The 18,490-nt window shown below is 54.9% G+C and carries 2 protein-coding genes; both read left to right on the top strand.

Going from position 1 to position 18,490, the window contains the following annotated elements; all coding sequences use genetic code 11:
- Positions 1 to 10,626 carry a non-ribosomal peptide synthetase gene (locus HF324_RS18360; RefSeq protein WP_168860469.1) on the top strand — a complete coding sequence of 3,542 codons (10,626 nt, stop codon included), beginning with the start codon at positions 1 to 3 and terminating at the stop codon, positions 10,624 to 10,626.
- Positions 10,623 to 18,485 carry a non-ribosomal peptide synthetase gene (locus tag HF324_RS18355; protein WP_168860468.1) on the top strand — a complete coding sequence of 2,621 codons (7,863 nt, stop codon included), beginning with the start codon at positions 10,623 to 10,625 and terminating at the stop codon, positions 18,483 to 18,485. Before HF324_RS18360 ends, HF324_RS18355 begins: the two co-directional genes overlap by 4 nt.
- The last annotated feature ends 5 nt before the right edge of the window (positions 18,486 to 18,490 follow it).

The following is an 18,490-nucleotide window of genomic DNA, read 5'->3' as shown; positions in this document are numbered from 1 at the left end:
ATGCTGGTAAAGGAAAATATCAAATACATCTCCAGGCTCAGTCCCTTACAGGAAGGAATATTTTATCACCATCTGTTGGACCCCTCTTCCCGCGCATATTTTACCCAAACGTCCTTTCATATAAAGGGCAAGCTGGATGTGGCCTTGCTGGGCCGGAGCTTTCAGGAAATTATCGATCGGTATGATGTGCTCAGAGCATTGTTTGTTCAGCCGGACATGACAGCCCCCCGGCAGATTGTCTTAAAACAACAGGAGGCAAAGGTATGTTATGAAGACCTTCGGACTACCACCGGGCCGGATAACCAGGACGCCGTCATCCGTTCACTGCTCGAAAAAGACAAGGAGCAGTTGTTTGACCTTGGCAAAGGTAACCTGTTAAGGGTAAGCCTGGCCCGGCTGGCAGAAGAGGAATACTACCTTATCTGGAGCCATCATCACATCCTGATGGATGGGTGGTGTTTGTCGGTGATCATCGAAGAGTTTCTGGCCATCTATCATGGCTTGCTGGCAGGAAAGCCGGCACGTTTACCGGAGGTAGCGCCCTATCAGCGATATATCAAATACCTGGAGCGTATAGACCGGCAGGCTGCTTTGCAATACTGGAGCGGCTATCTGTCGGGATATAGCGTGCAGACGCCGGTGCCGGGAGCTATGCAGGATAAACAAGGCAGCTACCAGCTGGCGGAGTTGTCCTGTAACCTCGATAAAGCAGTCAGTGACGGACTGATGGCGTTGGGCAGAAAATACAAAGTCACTTTGAATACGGTGATACAGTCCCTGTGGGGCGTGTTACTGGCAAAATACAATAATACGCATGATGTGGTGTTTGGAGCGGTTGTATCCGGCCGGCCGCCTGAAATAGCGGGCATAGAACAAATGATCGGGCTGTTTATCAACACCATCCCGGTAAGGATACAAACAGACCGGGACACTACTTTCGCTGAACTGTTAAAGGCCGTTCAGCAGCGGGCGATAGAAAGTATGCCGCATCACTATGTGCAGCTGGCGGATGTGCAGCAGCAAAGTGAGCTGGGCGTGAGACTGATGGACCATATCATGATCTTCGAAAACTACCCGGTAGCGGAGAAGATACAACAGCAGTCCGCTGCTGCCGGCATGGCGTTATCTGTTATCAGCACCGGTGGAACGGAGCAGTCCAGCTACGACTTTAATGTGACGGTCTATCCCGGAGATACAATTACGATTAAATTCAGCTATAATGCCAACGCCTATACGAATAAGATGGCGGAGGAGTTACGGGCGCATATGGAGCAGCTGGCATCCGCGTTGGTGCAGGATGCAGCGCTGCCTTTGAGGAATATCTCCTGGATAGGGGCGGCGGCACAGCAGCAACTGGAAGCTTTCAGCGGTATACATCAGCTGCCGTCGTTGCCGGCTGCCGTGATAACGCCTGATCTTTTTGAGGCGCAGGCCCGGGCCACGCCCGAGGCTGTCGCACTGGTGCATGGCAGCCGGAAGGTCAGCTACCGCGAACTGAATGAAGCGGCCAACCGGATAGCGCATTACCTGCGGGAAAAACAACAGGTAAAACCCGGACAGCTGGTTGGCCTGATGGCGGAGCGTTCCCCTGAACTGGTATCCGGGCTGCTGGGTATCTGGAAGGCGGGAGCTGGTTATGTGCCGCTGGATGCCGGCTACCCGGAAGAACGAATTGTACATATGCTAACGGATGCGGGTATACGACTGGTGTTGACGGGAAAAGATGTTCAGTTGCCAGGCGCTACCGGTGCAGTGGCGGTGCCGTTGCCGGCGGCGCAAACGGAAGCCGGTGATGTCACTGATCCGGTCCGTACCACCCGCTTGCCGGACATTGCTTATATGATCTATACCTCGGGCAGTACCGGAGCACCTAAAGGAGTGCAGGTAACGCATGGCAATGCGGCGCATTTCTTTGCCGCAGTGCAGCAGTTTGGAAGCGGCCCCGGTACGGTGTTTCCGTTCGTGGCCTCCCCGAGCTTCGATATCTCCCTGTTCCAGTTGCTGACGCCCTTGCTGAGCGGAGGCGCCAGCCTGATCGCCGACAGACAGGTGATAGATGATCTGCCTGCTTTCACGGCATTGCTGCAACAGGCAACGATGATCGATACGGTGCCCGGTGTGTACAACCTGGTAGCCGATCATATACTGGACAACGGGTTGACGGGAACGTTTGACCATATAGAAAAAATATTTATCGGTGGCGATACCATCCCCGATACTTTGCTGCAGAAGCTGTCGTCCATCTTCAGGAAAGCGGAAATCGTGGTTACCTATGGTCCCACGGAAGGCACTATCTTCTGCACGGCGGTAAGCTACAATATCGGCGCCGGCGTGCTGCCTGCCAGCGGAGCGTGCATAGGACGGCCATTGCCCGGCAGCACCATCTATATACTGGACAAAGATCACCAACTGTTACCGGCGGGCGTTATGGGGGAAATCTGTATCGGTGGCGCCGGCGTGTCCGCAGGTTATTTTGGGCAACCGGAGCTCACATCGGAGAAGTTTGTGCCCGATCCGTTTGTGCCGGGAGGCCGCATCTACTGCAGCGGAGATCTTGGCCGGTGGAATGAAAGCGGAGAGGTGGTGTTTATGGGCCGCCGCGACACACAGGTGAAGATACGCGGCTTCCGCATTGAGACGGGCGAAATAGAACGTGCCCTGCTCAGCCATGAAGACATCCGCGAAGCGGTAGTGATGGCCCGTGAAGATGGTACAGGAAGCAGATACCTGGCCGCGTACCTGGTCACAGACAAGCCATGCCCGCCGTCCGCAGTGCGGAGCTACCTGTCGGGCTTATTGCCGGACTATATGCTGCCCGGCTATTACATCAGCCTGCCGCAGCTGCCGTTAACCGGCAATGGCAAGATAGACCGCCAGGCGCTGCCTGTACCGGGCGCCGGTGATGCCAGCCGCAGCGCAGCCTATGCGCCGGCAGGTACGGAAACGGAAGAGCGTTTGGTGAAGATATGGGAAGAGGTATTGGGCCAGACAAGGATTGGTATCTATGATAACTTCTTTGAAGCGGGCGGTCACAGCCTGAAAGCCATTCAGCTGGTGAGCAGGATAAAACAGGTGTTTGAAGCAAAGATCCTGCTGGCAGATATTTTTACCTATCCGGATGTTGCCTCGCAGGCGGCATACCTGGAACAGGCTTCCGGTCAGGCGTTTGCCGCTATACCGCGGGTGGCCGACCAGGAAAGTTATCCGCTTAGTCACGCGCAGCGCAGGCTCTGGATACTAAGTCAGTTCAGCGACGGTTCTGCCGCCTATAACGTTACCGGCTTCCTTTTGTTTGACGGTGTATTGGTGCCATCATTGCTGGAGAAAGTGCTGCGATATGTCGCCGGCAGGCACGAAAGCCTGCGGACAGTGTTCAGGGAGGATGCTTCGGGGGAGGTGCGCCAGTATGTGCTGCCGGTAGACAAACTGACATGGGCGCCGCTCTTTGTTGACATCAGTGACCAGCCGGATACTGCCGCAGTGCTGCGGGAAATATTCTCCGCAGAGCAGCATACCAGGTTCGACCTGGGCCAGGGGCCACTGATAAGGACGAAAGTGGTGAAAGTATCGGAACAGCAATTTGCGTTGTTTTATACCATGCATCATATTATCAGTGATGGCTGGTCGATGGAAGTGCTGTCCAGGGACGTAATTACAGCGTATAATCATTTTCGTGAGGGCAGCGAACCCGTGCTGGCGCCGCTGCCACTGCAGTACCGGGACTATGCCGCATGGCAGTCGTCCGGAAAAGATACAGCCGCTTTCCGCGCGCACGAACGCTATTGGCTGGAACAGTTGTCTGGTGAGCTACCTGTGCTGGACCTGCCGGCAGATAAACGTCGCCCGGCGATCAAAACACACCCCGGCAGCAGTGTCACGGTGAGCCTGCCGCCTTCGGTGATGGGCGCTTTGACAGCCCTTTGCCATAAAGAAGGCGCTACGCTTTTTATGGGGCTGCTCGCCGCGCTGAAAGCGCTTTTTTACCGCTATACCGGCCAGGAAGATATCATCGTTGGCAGCCCTGTGGCTGGCAGGGAACATCAGGACCTGGAAGACCAGATAGGCCTGTATGTCAACAGCCTGGCTTTACGTACCCGCTTTAGCGGAAAAGACACTTTTGCCAGCCTGCTGGCAAAAGAAAAACAGGTGTTGCTGGATGCCTATGCACACCAGTCCTATCCCTTCGATATGCTGATAGAAAAACTGCCGCTGCCCAGGGACAGGAGCCGCCTGCCACTGTTCGATATCATGGTGGGGATGCAGAACCAGGTGTCTACGAATGTATACGACAAGACAGTGGGTTTGGATGGGCTTTCCCGAAGAGAGGCGGATGAAATGAAACAGGAAAGAAGTCAGTTCGACCTGCTTTTCAGTTTCGTGGAAGCACCGGGCGGATGGGACCTCTCACTTACCTATAATACCGACATTTACAGCGAGCGCAATGTCAACGCACTTTGTGCGCATTATCTGCAGCTGTTGCACGAGGTGACGCTTCGTCCGCAGGAGGCGATCGACAGTATAACGTACCTGTCAGCAGCTGAACAGCAGCTGCTGTTAAATACTTTCAACGATACGGCTTTTTCTTTCGGCGAAAAACAGACGTTGCATCAACGGTTTGAGCAACAGGCGGCGCAGACGCCGGACAGGCCGGCGCTCATACAGGGCGGCCGGCAGCTGACCTACCGCGAACTGAATGAACGCTCCAATCAGCTGGCTCACTATCTGCGTAATACCTATGCTATCCTTCCCGGCGACCTTGTTGCTATTATTGCAGACCGTTCAGAGCTGGTCATCATCGGGATACTCGCGGTACTGAAAGCAGGAGCTGCCTATGTGCCGGTAGATCCGTCTTATCCACAGGAGCGCATCCGCTTCATGCTGGAAGACGCCGCTCCTAAACTGGTGCTTACGTTCTCCGATCGCCTGTTTGAAATGATCGATTATTATACCGGCGCCTTGTTTGCATTGGATGTACAACTGGAAAGCCTGAACGAAAGCGTTGATAACCCTGAAGGACTGGCAGATCCGTCTTCTCTGGCCTATGTGATCTACACTTCCGGTAGTACCGGGCAGCCTAAAGGCGTGATGGTAGCGCATAGCGGCGTGGTAAATATGTCATTGGACCAGGTGCGCCAGTTTGAGATACGGCCGGATGATAAGGTGCTGCAATTTGCTTCACTGTCTTTCGATGCATCTGTATCGGAATGTTTTATGGCGTTTTTCTCCGGCGCTTCACTGGTGATGATCAGCGAAACGGTATTGCGCGAACGCGAACTGTTCATACAATACCTGCAGCAACATCAGATCACCGTGATCACTCTGCCTCCCGCTTACCTGCAACTCTTTAATGAAGAGGAGCTGTCCGGGCTGCGGGTACTGATCACAGCAGGGCAGGAAGCGGATAAGGCTACAGCGCTCCGCTTCAGTAAAAAACTAAACTACTATAACGCTTACGGGCCTACGGAAAATTCTGTCTGCGCCACCATCTATAAAGTAGACCCGGCGATGCCTCTGCCGGCGGGAGTTCCGATAGGCAAGCCGATCGCCAATAACCGGATCTTCATCCTGGACGACCGCGGGCAGCTGCTTCCGGCCGGCATACCGGGCGAAATATGTATCGGTGGCGAGGGCCTGGCGCTTGGCTATCTTCATAACAGCGGGCTGACAGCCAGCAGGTTCATCGAAAATCCTTACCGGAAAAATGAACGGTTGTATCGCACCGGTGATATTGGCCGGTGGGATGCGGAGGGCAATCTGCTCTTTTTGGGAAGGAACGACCAACAGGTAAAAATAAGAGGCTATCGTATTGAGCTGGAAGAGATAGAACAAACACTGCTGCAATACCCGGGTATCACCCACGCAGTGGTGCAAATGAGGAAAGAGCCAACCGGAGAGGGCAGCTACCTGGCCGCGTTTATCGTTGCCCCGGCAATGGCCGATCGGGAGGCGCTGACCAGCTTCATGGCGGCGCGGCTGCCGGAATATATGGTGCCGGCCGTGTTTATGCAGTTGGCGGCGCTACCGCTGACCCATAACGGAAAGGTAGACCGTAAAGCGCTGCCCGACCCGCTGGCGGCAGATAAACCCGGGGAGCAGTTCGTGGCGCCGGCAGGTACGCTGGAAATACAATTGGCCTCCCTGTGGCAGGAGGTATTGGGAAGAGAACAGGTAGGAAGAAACGATCACTTTTTCCTGCTGGGCGGACATAGCCTGAAAGCGATGCAGCTGTTGAGCCGTATCCGTAGCTTGTTTCAGCTGGAAGTGGAGCTGAACGATCTGTTCACTTACCCCGTGCTGCATGAACAGGCCGCTTTCCTCGGGGTGGCAGCGCCGCGCAGCATCATTGAGATACCCAAAGCGCCTTTGCAGGAGAGCTACCCGCTCAGCCATGCACAACAACGTTTTTGGATACTGAGCCAGTTTGAAGAGGCATCGGCGGCTTATAATGTTCCCGGCGTCTGTGTCCTGGAAGGCCCGCTGAGCAAAACGCTGCTCGAAGAGGCCATTGAGGTGTTATGGCGCCGCCACGAGAGCCTGCGGACCGTTTTCCGGGAAGACGCCGCCGGCAATATCCGCCAATACATCCTGGACGCCGGTGAGCAGCCTGCAGATATGGTTTATGAAGATATCAGCTATGAAAAAGACATCATGGAAAGGCTGCAGCAGATGTTTGTCGAAGCGCAACAGGCTCCCTTTGATCTCCGGCAAGGCCCTTTGCTCCGCATCAAAGTGGTGAAACTGCATGATGCTGCACATGCGTTGCTTTATACCATGCATCACATCATCAGCGACGGGTGGTCACTGCAGGTGTTGATAAAGGAGATGACTACCGTCTATAACGCGCTGAAAGAGGGCACCAGCCCGGTGTTACCTGCATTGCCTATCCAATACAAAGATTTTGCAGTATGGCAGGCCTCCGGTAACAACGACAGCCACCTGGAGAAACATCGCGCTTACTGGCTGGAGCAGCTGTCCGGCCCCATACCTGTGCTGGACCTGCCTGCGGAGAAACGCCGCCCGTCGGTGAAAACCCATCACGGTGCTACGATCGGCAGCATGCTGCCCGCGACGACGGTACATGCGTTACTGCAACTGTGCCGTGAAGAAGAAGCCTCCCTCTTTATGGGCCTGCTGGCCGGATTAAAAGCATTGTTTCATCACTATACCGGTCAGGAAGATATTATCATCGGCAGCCCGATTGCAGGAAGAGATCTCAAAGAGCTGGAAAACCAGATCGGATTATATCTTAATACGCTGCCACTTCGTACCCGTTTCGCGGCAACAGACACTTTCCGGGCACTGCTGAAACAGGAAAGGGAAGTGCTGCTGGCTGCCTATCAGCACCAGGTATATCCCTTTGACCTGCTGGTAAACCAGTTACAGCTGGAACGCAATACCAGCCGTTCACCCCTGTTCGACGTACTGGTGATTATGCAGAACCAGTCGTCCGTTGCTGGCAATGGTAACACAGGTGGCATGTCAGGATTACAATGGCGGCAGCCGGAAGGCATGCAAAGAGTGACGAGCCAGTTTGATCTCGAATTTTCTTTTATGGAGACGGGCGATTCGGTGGAGGTGTTGCTGAACTACAATACAGACATTTACAGCGCCTCCTTTGCCCGCAACCTGCTGACGCATCTGGAACTGTTGCTGGTATTTGCCGCCGGACATCCGGAGCACGCACTGGGCATGCTGGACTATTTAACATCAGCAGAAAAAATGCAGCAACTGTCTGCCTTTAACAATACGACCAATGATTTTCCGAAGACAGAAAGCATTGTCAGCCTGTTCCGCCGGCAGGCATCGCTGCGGCCGGAAGAGACGGCCGTTGTTTTTGAAGCCGGCGCGTTGACTTACCGGGAACTGGATGAACAGTCCGACCGGGTGGCGCGGCTGCTGACGGAACAGCTGCACGTACAACCGGGAGCGTTGGTAGCGCTGATGACGGAACGTTCCGTTCACCTGATGGCGGGGATGTTAGGCATCCTCAAAGCCGGGGCGGCCTATGTGCCATTGGACCCGGCTTATCCTGCGGAGCGTATCAGCTACGTACTGGAAGACTGCGGCGCCCGCGTGCTGGTGGCCGGTGAGGGAACAGCGCTGCCGGCAGGCTATGACGGCGCCATACTGCAATTGGAGACAGCTGTGAAGGAGGATAACGGTGCCGGTTACACGCCGTACACCGTGTTGCCGGAAGACTTGTGTTACGTGATCTATACCTCCGGTTCTACGGGCCGTCCGAAAGGGGTGATGGTAAACCACCGCAATGTGGTCAACTTCTTTTCGGCCATGGACCGGGAAGTGCCTTTGCAGGCGGATGACTGCCTGCTGGCGATGACCAGCACTTCCTTCGATATCTCCGTGCTGGAGCTGTTGTGGACCCTCTGCCGCGGGGTACAGGTGGTGATACATCCGTCGGACCGTATCCCGGGCAACCTTGACCGTTATACGGAGGAAGCACCGGCCACAGTGGACTTCAGCCTGTTTTTCTTCTCCAGCTACGATCATGGCAGTGCCAATAAATACGATCTTCTGCAGTCTTCCGTGCGCTATGCGGACGAGCATGGGTTCCGGGCGGTATGGACGCCGGAGCGTCATTTTCATGAGTTTGGCGGCTTGTATCCCAATCCGTCTGTTATCGGGGCGGCGTTGGCGGTAAGCACCCGCCGGCTGGAGATCCGCAGCGGCAGCGTGGTAGCGCCGCTGCACGATACGGTGCGCATCGCGGAGGAATGGGCGGTGGTGGACAACCTGTCCGGCGGCCGGGTAGGGCTGTCGTTTGCCCCCGGCTGGAACGCGAACGATTTTGTTTTGTCGTCTACCCCTTATGCATCGCGCCACCAGCGGATGTACGAGCAGATAGCCGAAGTGCGCCGCCTCTGGGAAGGAGGCAGCATCACCCGTACCAATGGCTTCGGGCAGGAAGTATCGCTGCAGGTATATCCCCGCCCGGTGCAGGCAACGCTGCCTGTGTGGGTAACGGCTGCGGGCAGCGAAGAGTCGTTCAGAAGCGCGGGCGCTATCGGCGCTCATGTGCTCACACACCTGCTGGGGCAGGACCTGGAGGAGCTGGCCGGCAAAATCAGGATATACCGTGAAAGCCGCCGTCAGCATGGCCATGAGGGCCCGGGCACCGTTACGGTGATGTTACATGCTTACCTGGGAACGGACGAGGAAGCGGTGCTGGCAGCAGCAGAGGCGCCCTTTATCAGCTACCTGAAAAGCTCCATAGGCCTCAGCCGCATCATGCTGGAAGAATCCGGGCTGAAAGAAGAAGATATCAACGAAGAACTGAAAGAGAAGATCCTGCGCAACAGCTACCGGCGTTACGCGGGAGGCAGCGCGCTTATCGGCACGCGTGCCGGCTGTCGCCAGCTGGTCAGCCGTCTGCGCCACATCGGCGTTAACGAGGTGGCCTGCCTGGTAGACTTTGGCATTGCGGAAGATAAAGTGCTGCAAGGGTTGGAGGAGCTGGACCTGCTGCGGCAGGAGTTTAAGGCCACCGGCCTTGCGGCGCACCGGCCGATCACAATGATGCAGTCCACGCCGTCGCTGCTGCGCCTGCTCGAAGAAGAGGGCAGTTCAGCGAAAGTACTGGGCTCGCTGCGTGCGCTGCTGCTGGGCGGGGAGCCTTTGCCGGCGCCTTTGCTGGCGCAGTTGCGCAGCCATTACAATATGTCTGTATATAACATGTACGGCCCTACGGAAACGACGATCTGGTCGTGTGTGTGCCCGCCTGCGGCGCTGGACGGGCAGGTGAGCATCGGCCGTCCGGTGCTGAATACGCGGGTGTACGTGCTCAACAGTCATATGCAGCTGTTGCCCGTTGGCGTAGCCGGAGAGCTGTACATTGGCGGCGAAGGGGTGACCCCCGGTTATCTGCACCGGGAGGCGCTGACGGCAGAACGGTTCGTGGAAGACCCGTTTGTGGCGGGCGGACGTTTGTACCGGACAGGCGACCTGGCGCGCTGGCTGCCGGACGGCCGCCTGGAATGCCTGGGCCGCCTGGACGACCAGGTGAAAGTACGCGGCCACCGCATCGAGCCCGGGGAAATTGAAGCTGTGCTGACGGGTATTCCGGGTATCCGCGAAGCGGTGGTGCTGGTGGAAAATTCACCAAAGGGAGATGCGGGCCTTGTGGCCTGCCTGGTAGCGGATAACGCGCCGGATACCGGACAGCTCCGGGCGTTGTTAGGAAAGCAGCTGCCCCCGTACATGATGCCATGGCGGTTCGTTACGTTGCCTGAACTACCACTGACGCCCAATGGTAAAACAGACAGGAAGCGGGTAAAAGAACGGCTGCTGACGCAAACACCGGTGGAAAATGAATATGCAGGCCCCACTACGCCCACGGAAGAAAAACTGCAGGCTATCTGGGAGACAGTACTGGAAGTCAGCCCTGTCAGCGTGACGGACAACTTTTTCACCCTCGGCGGACAAAGCCTGAGCGGCATGAAGCTGCTGAATATGATCAGGAGCCGCTTCGCCATAAAAATCGGCATCGCCGATATTTTCAACGCCCAGACTATCAAGGAACTGGCCCTGCTGATTGACGATATAGAAAAAGTCAATGCCTTACAGACGGCCGATGTACAGCACATTGAAAAAGAAGAAATAATCTTATGAGAATAGCGGATTTTATTATCGCATTAAAAGAACAGCAGATAACGCTGGAAGTAACAGAGGGCAATCTCAAAGTCGCGGCTCCAAAAGGAAGTAATGTGCTGACGGAAGAACTGAAACAGCAGATCCGGGAACAAAAGGAGGCGATTATCGCATTTTTCAAAATGGCGGAAGGCTCCTCCCAGGCGTTGAACATCCCTGTGGTAGCTCCCGGCGGGCATTATCCCATGAGCCGTGCCCAGAAACGTTTCTGGGCGCTGAATCAATCAGGAGAAGGAGGATTGGTGTACAACATGTGCCGCTCCCTGGTGTTGGAAGGTCCTCTCGAGGCGCCGGTGCTGGAGCAGGCGTTACGCTACGTGATCAGTCGTCATGAAAGCCTTCGCACCTGCTTCAGAGAGCAGGAAGACGGCGAAGTGCGGCAGCATATCCTGGCGCCGGAAGAAATACCGGCGGTAATGGAATACATAGATATCAGCGCCAGGTCTGCTCCGCAGGAGATACTGAGAACCATGGCGGAGAAAGAGCAGAATACACCGTTTGATTTACGGAAGTCGCCGCCACTACGGGTAAAACTGGTGAAGGTACACGACGGGCTTCATGCGTTCTTCTACTCCATGTTCCATATCATCAGCGACGGATGGTCTATGGAAGTACTGGCCAAAGAGGTGATCATCGCCTATAACCTTTTCAGGCAAGGGCAGCAGCCCCGTCTGCCGGAACTGGCTTTCCAGTACAAAGACTATACGGCGTGGCTGGAAACACAGCTGCAAAACGATCTGAAAAAAGCGGAAACCTACTGGCTGACGCAGTTGTCCGGAGACCTGCCGGTGTTGGACCTGCCGGCAGATAACATACGGCCTGCTGTTAAAACCAGCAACGGCGCCAGCGTGTTCATACGCTTTTCACCGTCGCTCACAGCTGGATTAAACAAATTGTGCCGGGAAGAAGGCGCCACCCTGTTTACAGGCCTTCTGGCAGGCATCAACGCGCTTTTTCACCGGTATACCGGTCAGGAAGATATTATTATGGGCCTGCCGGTAGCCGGCAGGGATTTTACGGAACTGGAAAACCAGATAGGGCTGTACCTGAATACGCTGGCGCTTAGGACCCGCTTCAGTGGCTCGGATACGTTCAGGGAACTGGTACGCCGGCAGCGGCAGGTGCTCACCGCCGCCTACGATCATCAGCTGTATCCGCTGGATATGCTGCTGGACAAGCTACCGCTGGACAGAGATATGAGCCGGTCGCCGCTCTTCGATGTACTGGTCGTGTCACAGATCAATGAACAGGCGGGCGCCGGTGAGGGTATTACATCGCTCGATGGCTTACAGGTAAAAACGATGGAGAAAGCGGAAGGCGATATCAGCGAATATGACCTGCTGTTTAATTTCACGATGGCGGGAGACAATGTTTCGCTGTCATTAACCTACAACACGGATATTTTCAGCCGGCGCAATATAGATGTATTGTGCCGCCACCTGGAACAATTGTTGGCAGCGGCGATAGCGCAACCGGCTGCGGAAGTGGCCCTGCTGGATTACCTGCTGCCGGATGAAAAGGAAGCGCTGCTGGTATCGCTGAACAAAACACAGGTCAGGTATCCGGAAACGGAAACGATCGTATCTCTTTTTGAAAAGCAGGCAGTCCAAACGCCGGCGCGCATTGCGGTGGACGACGGGGAGCTGCCGCTGACCTACGAAGAGCTGAATGAAAGGGCCAACCGGCTTGCGCACTTCCTGCAGAAAGAAAAAGGTATCGGCAGGGAGGTGGCGGTAGGATTGCTGATGAACAAAACGGCCCATACGATCATCGCTATCCTGGGCATCCTGAAAGCAGGAGGGGCCTACGTTCCCATAGACCCGTCATTTCCTGAAGAAAGACAACAGTATATCCTTGACGACGCGAAAATAAGCCTGGTGCTGTCTGACGGACATACCTGCGCAACGCCGGCGGAATGCATCGATATTACTGCTATCGGTTTCGACGCTTACCCGGATATCAATCCGCCGGCGGTGGCAACAGCATCCGGCCTGGCTTATGTTATCTATACCTCCGGCACTACCGGGCAGCCCAAAGGGGTAATGATCACCCATCGGAACGTGGTGCGGCTGTTCTTTCATGAAGAAAGCCTGTTTGCCTTTACGGAGAACGACGTATGGACCATGTTGCATTCCTACAATTTTGACTTTTCGGTCTGGGAGATGTACGGCGCCTTGTTCTATGGCGGCCGGCTGATCGTAGTGCCGACGGAAGTTGCGCGGGATAGCTACCGCTGCTGGCAGCTGATAAGGGAAAAAGGCGTTACCATTTTAAATCAGACGCCTTCGGCTTTCTATCAGCTGATGCATGTGGCCATGGAAGATGAATATGAGATCAAAGCGCTGCGTTGCGTGATCTTTGGCGGTGAAGCGCTGCTGCCGGCAAGATTGGCCGCCTGGAAGCATGCGTATCCCGGTGTGAAGCTGATCAACATGTACGGTATCACAGAAACGACAGTGCACACCACCTATAAGGAAATAACAATTGCCGAAACAAGTATGCCGGCCAGCAATATCGGCGTTCCTATCCCCACTGTGGGCGTTTATATCCTGGATGCGCGGCAGCAGCTGATGCCGGTAGGTGTACCGGGAGAGCTTTGTGTTTGTGGCGCCGGGCTGGCCAGGGGATATATGAACAACCCCGTGCTGACGCAGGAAAAATTCATACCCGACCCGTTCAGCCCCGGCGGGTTGTTGTATCGATCCGGTGATATAGGCCGCTGGCTGCCGGACGGCAACATCGAATATATCGGACGGAAAGATCACCAGGTGAAGGTCCGCGGTTATCGTATCGAAACCGGGGAAGTGGAGACGGCCCTTTTACGGCATGAGAAAGTAAAGTCGGCGCTGGTGATAGCCCAACCGGAACCGGGAGGCAACAGTCACGCGCTGGTGGCTTATATCACGGCGGAAGAGACGCTGGACGGAAGAATACTGAAACAATACCTGTCAGGTATCTTGCCGGAATATATGGTGCCAGCCTGGTTTGTACAGCTGGAGGCATTTCCGCTGACAGCCAACGGTAAAACCGACAGAAAAGCACTGCCGGACCCGGTAAAAGCAGGATTGTCCGGTAACGACAATTATATTGCGCCGCAGACAACGGCAGAAAAACAACTGGCCAAAATATGGGAGGAAGTGCTGGGAAGAGAAGGTATCGGCGTGCTGGATAATTTCTTTGAGCTGGGTGGGCATTCGCTGGCAGCCATGCAGGTGATATCAAGGGTGCATCGCGGCATGAAAGTACAGATAGGACTAAAACACTTTTTTGAACACCCGGTGCTGCAGTCCCTGGCAGCGTGGATCGCCGGTTCCTCCCGCAGTGAACAGGAAGACATCGTGCCGGCGCCTCCAGCAGCCGCTTACGATCTCTCCTTTGCGCAAAGAAGCATCTGGATGCTGTCCCAGTTCGAAGAGAGAAAGGTCGCTTATAATATCTCCAGTGTCCTGCAGTTTGATGGCGATCTCGATATCCGGGCTTTTGAGTCGTGCCTGGACCTGCTGGTCGTGCGGCACGAAAGCCTGCGGACTACTTTCCTGGAAACAGGTGGTACGCCCATGCAGAAAATCCATCCGGCAATACCGGGATGGCTTGGCGCTATATATGCTGATCTGAGAACGGAACCGGAACAGGAAAAGGCAGTCGATCTCATCAAAAAGCAGGAAGTCGGTAAATCATTTGACCTCGTTAGAGGCCCGCTCGTCAGCGTCAGGCTGCTGCACCTGGAAGATCAGCGGTTTATGTTGATGTTCACCATTCACCACCTGGTATGCGACGGGTGGTCGCTGAACCTGCTGATGGAAGAAACTGCGGTGCTGTATAACGCCTGCAGGCTGAAACAACAAAGTCCGTTGCCTCCCTTGCGGCTGCAATATAAAGACTATGCCTGCTGGGAAAAAAAGCAGCTGGAAAGCAGCCGCCTGTCAGAAGCCAGGGCTTTCTGGCTGCGGCATTTTGAAGGAGGTATCAAACCCGTCAGCCTGCATGGCGGCAAGTCTGTTTCCGCTTCCCGTAACTTTAAAGGAGCCAGTCATACGTTCAGGCTGGAGGCACATTTAAAGCAGGGACTGGAGTCGCTGGCAAGAAAATACAACGTGACGCTCTATCCGCTGATGCTCTGTGTTTTTAATGTTTTTCTCTCCAGGATCAGCAAGGAGGAAGACATTACGGTACTATGCGCCAGCGCCGGCCGTGAGCATACAGACCTGGAAAATATACTGGGCGTGTTCGTGAAAACATTCGGTATCCGCAATTTCCCGGAAGGCGATAAACCGTTCGCTGACTTCCTGTCTGAAGTGATGAAGCGGTATCTCGATGTTGTACACTATAACTACTATCCTTTTGAACACCTGCTCAACGACCTGGAAAAAGTGCAGCAAAGCAGGAATATCGGCAACGTATATTTCCAGATAGACAATTTCTCTTCTTTCGAAACCCGCCAGCCCAAACAGGGAATGGAAGGCGTGAACATCTCACCGGTGTTCAACGGGGCAGATACCTCCAAGGCCGATCTGATGCTGTATATCACGCAGAACCCCGAAGACTGGTATGTCACTTTCGAATTTAAAACAGACCTGTTCACCGCCGGAAAAATAAACCTCTGGGCCGCCTGGCTTCGCAGGCTGATCGCTGGAATCATTGCCGCTCCGCAACAACCCATAGGCGCCTACCAGCTAAGTGACGGACATGATCCCGAACTGTTTGCGCTGATGGAAGCGTCGACTGACGATATATCCCTGTTGTACCCACTGTCTGCAAGGCAGGAGGATTTTTACCTGAACTGCAAAATACTGCCCAGGGAAACGGCGCACAGGGTGATCTTTTATGCCGTGGAGGAGTATCTCGACGTCCGCTTGTGGAAGGAAGCTATCGGGGTCGTCAATGAAATATATCCTATCCTGACCACCCGCCTGGCGGAACAGGAAGGGGAAGTATATCAGGGGCTCCGGAAGCATCTCACGCTCAATACGGAGGAGATAGACCTTTCCGCGCTGCAGCTGCGGGAGGAAGACCTTAAAGACAGGCTCGGAGCGTATGTTACGCTGGACCACGGACTGGATAAGGAGCTGGTGAAATATTTCCTGATAAAAATCAATGATCGTTGTTATGTCAATCTTATCAGTATTCACCACCTGATCTCAGACGTGACCTCTTCGGTACTGTTCTTCAGGATGTTTGAGAAAGTGTATGGTAAACGCAGGGAGGAGATACCAGCAGAACTTTTTAACCAGTACCAGTACCACGATTATGTTGCCAATAATCCCCGGCAGTTTGATACCACTGCCATCACGGAATACTGGAAACTCAAGCTGCGCGATGTAGAGCCGGTGCCGGTCAACGTGTATGATGAAGTGCCGGAAGAGAGCATGGAAGAAACGCTGGTGCTGCCGGCGGAGCATATGGCCGGGATCAGCCGCTTCTGTGTGGAACACCATATTTCCGAAGCCCTGTATTTCAGGGCGCTGTATTCCCTGATGGTACGCCTCTATGCGGTGCCGCAGGGCCAGTTTATTATCAATGATATTACACATGGGCGGGACGCGCTCACCAAAGAAACGTTCGGTTGCTTCACCGCTATATTGCCGCTGGTATATGATGCCAGTGCTTTCGCCGGCAGCGTGGCAGAATACCTGATGTACCTGCGGCACCAGAAGAAGGAGATTGCTGGCCGCCAGTTTATCACTGTGTTTCAGCTCAACAGGCTGATCAGCACCTCCGGACTGAAGTTTTATTACAACTATCAGACCCTTTATACCATTAAAGAAGGGAGTGACAAGCTGGTAAAAGTGCTGGCTTACTTTGCGAAGGACGAAGTGCAGTTCTCGATCCGGAACACCGCTGCGGGTCAAACGCTCATCCTTAACTATAATAAAGCTTACTTCCGGGCGAACGGATTCCTCGACAGGTTAATGATGGTGTCTGAACAGTTCCTGTCGGGCGTGGGAACATTGAGCGATATCAACATGTTGCTGCCGGCGGAACAGGCTTTACTGAATCCTGTGAGGCCTGTGGCCGCGGCTGCGGCATGGATGCCGGTATCCCGGTTGATCGCCCGGCAGGCGCAGCTAACGCCGGATGCGATCGCGCTCAGCTGTGACGGCCGTAACCGGAGCTATGGAGAAATGGAGAGACAGGCTACCGCACTGGCGGCCTGGCTGCTGCAACAGCCGGTAGCGCCGGGAGACCTGCTGGCGGTGATGACAGACCGCTCCGCAGAAATGGTGATTGCACTGTTGGCAGTACTCAAATCCGGCGCGGCTTACGTTCCGATTGATCCCGCGTATCCGGCAGAACGCATCGCCCACATCTGCAGCGACGCGGCGGTGAAGGTGATCCTGACGACCAGCATGCTGTTGGCCGACATACCGCCGGCGTTTAACGGCGGCGTCTTTGCGCTGGACATACAGCTGGAAGGCCTTCCCGACGCCGATGCAAGCCTGCTGCCGGATGTGGCGCCCGATGATACGGCCTATGTGATCTATACTTCCGGCAGCACCGGCAAACCGAAAGGATGCCTGGTAAGCCACCATAACCTGCATAATTATATTTCATGGGCCAATGATTATTACTGGCAGGACGCCGGCGCAGGCAACTGGGGCCTGTGTACTTCTATCGCTTTTGACCTGACCGTGACGGCCATCTATACCGCGCTGACAAGAGGCCGGACATTGTACCTGGCCACCGGAGACCAGATGCCGGCGCTGATACAGGCGTGTTTTACCACGCCGGATATCGATACGCTAAAACTGACGCCCTCGCATATTGCATTGGCGGGAACGCTTGCCATTGATACTACTGCCGTCAGTACGGTGATCTGCGGTGGGGAGCAACTGATGCCCGAGCATGTGGACATATTGCTGCGCATGAATCCCGGAATGAAGATATATAACGAGTACGGCCCTACGGAAACAACGGTCGGCTGTACCGTCAAAAAAATCACCGCGGCAGACAGGGATATTTCAGTCGGTAAACCGGTCGCCCACACGGAGATATTGATCATGAACGAAGATAAGCGGCTGGTGCCACCGGGAATGCCCGGTGAGATCTACATCGCGGGAGCAGGGGTGGCAAAGGGATACCTCAATAACAGCGCATTGACGGCCGAAAAGTTCATGCCCCATCCGTGGATGCAGGGACAGCGGATGTACCGCACGGGAGACACCGGCAGATGGCTGCCGGACGGCAACCTGCTGTATACCGGAAGAAAAGACAGGCAGGTGAAAATACGGGGCTATCGGATCGAACTGGATGAAATTGAAACGGTGCTGCTTGAACATCCCGGTGTAACCGCCGCCACGGTGCTGGCGATGCCTGAGAAGGACGGCGGCGCATATCTCGCTGCCTTTTACGTGGCGGAAGAAAGCCTTCCTGCTGATGTGCTGAGAGGCTTTCTGACAGGGCGACTGCCCGACTATATGCTTCCCTCAGCCTATGCGCAACTGGAGCAGATGCCGTTGACCGTACACGGAAAGGTGGACCATAAGCAGCTCCCTGTCTTCCTGGAAGCAAGCCTGGCAGGACGGCGCGAATATGTGGCGCCCACAGGCGATACGGAAGAAAAGCTGGCGGTGATATGGGAAGAAGTACTGGGCCAGGAGCGTGTCAGCGCAACAGACAGTTTCTTCGAGATCGGCGGCCATTCGCTGAAAGCTATGCAGGTCGTATCCCGCATACATAAAGAGTTTGACGTGGAGATGGAGTTGGGGCAGCTGTTTGAAATGCCGGTACTGAGCACGCTGGCTGCCTATATTCATCAGGAAACCTGGTTACGGAATGCCCCCGATGAAAGTGCCGGTGCATTTAAAGAAATTAAAATTTAACTCCC

This window comes from Chitinophaga oryzae, assembly GCF_012516375.2.
Classification (GTDB): domain Bacteria; phylum Bacteroidota; class Bacteroidia; order Chitinophagales; family Chitinophagaceae; genus Chitinophaga; species Chitinophaga oryzae.
Note: the sequence above shows the minus strand (reverse complement) of the source record. Positions and strands in the feature narration are given on the sequence as shown.

Excerpts from the sequence above, each read along its gene's own strand:
- HF324_RS18360 (WP_168860469.1), top strand. The coding sequence starts at position 1 with ATGCTGGTAAAGGAAAATATCAAATACATCTCCAGGCTCAGTCCCTTA.
- HF324_RS18355 (WP_168860468.1), top strand. The coding sequence starts at position 10,623 with ATGAGAATAGCGGATTTTATTATCGCATTAAAAGAACAGCAGATAACG.